Annotated in this window: 5 protein-coding genes; all 5 read right to left on the minus strand. The window is 65.6% G+C overall.

Annotated features, from left to right (window positions below; all coding sequences use genetic code 11):
- Window positions 1-150: ethanolamine ammonia-lyase light chain EutC (locus WAW17_RS15565; protein WP_422333851.1), on the minus strand; the 150-nt coding region annotated here is incomplete at its 3' end.
- Complete coding sequence (locus tag WAW17_RS15570) at window positions 147-1559, minus strand: ethanolamine ammonia-lyase subunit EutB (protein ID WP_422333847.1); 1413 nt, start codon at window positions 1557-1559, stop codon at window positions 147-149. The genes WAW17_RS15570 and WAW17_RS15565, both read right to left, overlap by 4 nt.
- Window positions 1556-3025, minus strand: a complete 1470-nt coding sequence (eat, locus tag WAW17_RS15575) for an ethanolamine permease (protein WP_422333848.1) — start codon at window positions 3023-3025, stop codon at window positions 1556-1558. The genes WAW17_RS15570 and eat overlap by 4 nt, the downstream gene beginning before the upstream one ends.
- Before the next feature lie 101 nt (window positions 3026-3126).
- Window positions 3127-3678: a DUF779 domain-containing protein gene (locus WAW17_RS15580; protein ID WP_422333849.1), complete on the minus strand. Its 552-nt coding sequence runs from the start codon at window positions 3676-3678 to the stop codon at window positions 3127-3129.
- On the minus strand, window positions 3678-3971 hold a 294-nt coding region (locus WAW17_RS15585), incomplete at its 5' end, for an aldehyde dehydrogenase family protein (protein ID WP_422333850.1). The genes WAW17_RS15585 and WAW17_RS15580, both read right to left, overlap by 1 nt.

The following is a 3971-nucleotide window of genomic DNA, read 5'->3' on the forward strand; positions in this document are numbered from 1 at the left end:
GTGCACGGCGGCGCGGGCCGCGGCATGTGCCAAGCGGAACTCGAGTACCCGCCGGGTCGGCAACGCATCCCCCGTACGCCCGAGCCCGATGCGCGCCTGGGTGGTGGCGCGCAGTTCGGCCCAGAACTCCTGTGTCGCCGGATCGCTCATCGTGCTCCCGTCAGCGCGCGCAGGGGTGATGCCCCGACATCGACGGCCAGTACCCGCCCCGACTCGTCGACCATGCCCAGACCCTGCATCCACTTCTCGAACTCCGGGGCGGGCCTGAGCCCGAGCACCTGCCGGACGTAGAGGACATCGTGGAACGACAGACTCTGATACCCCAGCATCACGTCGTCCGCTCCCGGCACCGCGATGACAAATGCCGCGCCCGCCACCCCGAGCAGAGTGAGCAGCGTGTCCATGTCGTCCTGGTCTGCCTCCGCGTGGTTGGTGTAGCAGACGTCGACACCCATGGGGAGGCCGAGCAGTTTGCCGCAGAAGTGGTCTTCGAGACCAGCCCTGATGATTTGCTTGCCGTCGTACAGGTACTCGGGGCCGATGAAGCCGACCACCGTGTTGATCAGCAACGGTTCCAGATCGCGGGCCACCCCGTACGCCCGCGTCTCCAGGGTCTGCTGGTCCACCGCCCGGCCGCCCGTACCGAGATGCGCCCCGGCGCTGAGTGCCGAGCCCTGCCCGGTTTCCAGGTACATGACGTTGTTGCCGACGGTGCCGCGCTCGAGTGACCGGCCCGCGTCGTTGGCTTCCCGGAGTAGCGAGATATCGACTCCGAAGCCGGAATTGGCACCTTCGGTTCCGGCGATCGACTGGAACACGAGGTCGACGGGAACACCCGATTCGATCAGCCCCATCGTGGTGGTGACATGCGACAGCACACACGACTGAGCCGGAATGTCGAAACGTTGACGGATGTCGTCGAGCAGATGCAGCAGGTCTGCGGTGGCCTGCGGTGAATCCGTGGCGGGGTTGATGCCGATGACGGCGTCGCCGCATCCGAGGAGCAACCCGTCCAGCGTGGCGGCGGCGATGCCACGCGGATCATCTGTGGGGTGGTTGGGCTGCAGACGTGTCGCAAGACGTCCGGGAACACCGACGGTCGTTCGAAATGCCGAGGTGACGGTGACCGCTCGCGCGACGGCGATCAGGTCCTGGTTCCGCATGATCTTGCTGACCGCTGCCACCATCTCGGGGGTGAGCCCCGGTGCGACGCGGCGGAGGGTCTCGGCCGCGCTGTCACCCGCCGCCACCTCGAGCAGCCAGTCGCGGAAATCACCGACCGTGAGATGAGAGATCTCACCGAAAGCCGTTCGATCATGCGTATCGATGATGAGCCGGGTGACCTCGTCGTCCTCGTAGGGAACGAGCAGTTCGTTCAGGAAGGTTTCGAGCGGGACGTCGGCCAACACCCATTGCGCCGCAGCCCTTTCGGCATCCGACGACGCAGCGCACCCGGCGAGTTCGTCCCCGCTCCGCAGCGGAGTCGCCTTCGCCATCAGATCGACGAGACCGGCGAAGGTGTACCCGACACCTGCCACCTGCTGGCTGTATGTGGTCACTTCACCTCTTCCTCCGCCTCTGCAAGAACAGCGAACTCCTCGTCGGGCGAATTGGCAACGAGATGGTGGCGGCTGTAGATCCCGAAGTAGGCCATGAACGCCCCGAAGGCGACGAACGTCCACAGTGCCGCGACCGGATCGACGAGGAAGGTGGCGATCACGGCGGCCGCGGCGATCACGAGCGCGAACGACGTGGTGACCACCCCACCGGGTGTGCGGTAGGGGCGGTGCATCTCGGGCTCGCGCTTACGGAGCACGATGTGGCTGACCATCATCAGCACATAGCTGACGGCCGCGCCGAACACGGCCATGTTCAGCAGCATCGCGCCCTCACCGGTGAGCGAGAGGATGAAGCCGACGACACCCGGCACGACGAGGGCCAGGGTCGGCGCCTTCCGGGTGTTGGTGACAGACAGGTTCTTCGGCAGGTACCCGGCCCGCGAAAGCGCGAACGTCTGACGCGAGTAGGCATACATGATCGAGAAGAAGCTCGCCACCAGGCCGGCCAGGCCGATGTAGTTGACCACCTTGGCGGCAGAACCGTCGCCGAGCGCCTCGACCAGGGGGTTCCCGGACGTCGACAGGCCCTCTGCGCCCATCGCACCGGTCGCGAGGAACAACACGGCGGCGCCGGTCACGATGAGCAGCAGCATCGAGATGATAATGCCGCGCGGCACATTCTTCTCCGGTTCACGGGCCTCTTCCGCGGCAAGCGGCACTCCCTCGACAGCGAGGAAGAACCAGATGGCGAACGGCACCGCGGCCCAGATACCGAACAGGCCGAAGGGCAGGAAGTCCGACGCGCCCGCCGCATCGGTGGGGGCGATATCGGTGAGATTGCCGGCGTCGAACAGTCCGATGGCCGAGATCGCGAAGATCACGAGACCGACGAGGGCGATGCCGGTGATGACGAACATGGCTTTGAGTGCTTCACCCGCACCGGTCAGATGGATGCCGATGAAGATGGCGTAGACGGCGAGGTACACCCACCAGCCGTCGGTGATGCCGAACAGATCCAGTGATTCGACATAGCTGCCGATGAAGGTGGCGATCGCCGCGGGTGCAATGGAATATTCGATGAGAATCGCTGTGCCCGTGGCAAATCCACCCCACGGACCGAGCGCCCGGCGAGCAAAGGTGTAACCCCCACCCGCGGCGGGAAGCGCAGAGGACAACTCGGCCATGCCCAGGACCATCGCCAAGTACATGCCGGCGATCACGACACCCGCGATCAGCAGGCCACCGAAGCCGCCCTCGGCGAGGCCGTTGTTCCACCCGGCGTAATCACCGGAGATCACATAGCTCACGCCGAGACCGGCAAGCAGGACCCAGCCCGCCGTACCCTTCCGCAGGGTGCGTTTTTCGAGGTAGCTGCGACCCTCCTCATGGAAGTCCGCACCCTCGTAGTGCGTTTCGTGAACGCCCACGCCTGTCTCGGAGTTGTCGGATGGTTCTACGAGCGACATTCTTGTCCCCTACATTGATCCGGCAGGTCGAAGCGAACCTTAAGCGCGATTTGTGCTGACCGTGTCAGCGGAACGTGTCCACCGCGTTAAGTGGTGAGCTGTCAACGCGACTGTGCGCCGACACCGCCACCCGGGACGGGGCATGCGTCGACCGCTTCCGCGACCACCTGTGGTTCGGCGGTGGGCGCGGGCCGTTCGCCCTGCTCCCACCGTTCGCCCACGATGACGTCCTCCGCAGCGAGGAGGGTGTTCTCTTCCGGAGTGAACGCGCGTGCGCGACTGAGGAAGCGCATGCCTTCCGGGCTTTCGAGACTGAATCCCGAACCGCGTCCGGGAACCACGTCGAGCACCAACTGCGTGTGTTTCCACGCCTCGAACTGCGAGCCGGAGATCCAGACGGGCACGGCGTCGGCACCCTCGGGCCGGGAAGTTCCGGTCTCGCCGACCCCGAGCCGCAGATCGAGAACGCCGAGCAGCACGTCCCGGTCACCGACGATGAACTCACCGTCCGGATAGCACATCGGCGCGGAGCCGTCGCAGCATCCGCCGGACTGATGCATCATCAGCGCCCCGTGGGTACTGCCGAGGCGGCGGAGAAGATCCACCGCCCCGGCAGTTGCCTTCAGGCGCGCGGGCGCCCGAACGACATCCATCAGAAGAAGCCCTGAGCCTTCGCCGCGTAGCTGACCAGCAGGTTCTTGGTCTGCTGGTAGTGCTCGAGCATCATCAGGTGATTCTCACGGCCGATACCGGACTGCTTGTAGCCACCGAATGCCGCGTGCGCCGGGTACTGGTGGTACGTGTTGGTCCACACCCGTCCCGCCTGGATGTCGCGACCCGCACGGTAGGCGACGCCACCGTCCCGCGACCAGACCCCGGCGCCGAGGCCGTACAGCGTGTCGTTGGCGATCTCGATGGCCTGGTCGTAGTCCTTGAACGACGTGAC

The sequence above is a fragment of the Rhodococcus sp. (in: high G+C Gram-positive bacteria) genome (genome assembly GCF_049286785.1).
GTDB lineage: Bacteria > Actinomycetota > Actinomycetes > Mycobacteriales > Mycobacteriaceae > Rhodococcus_F.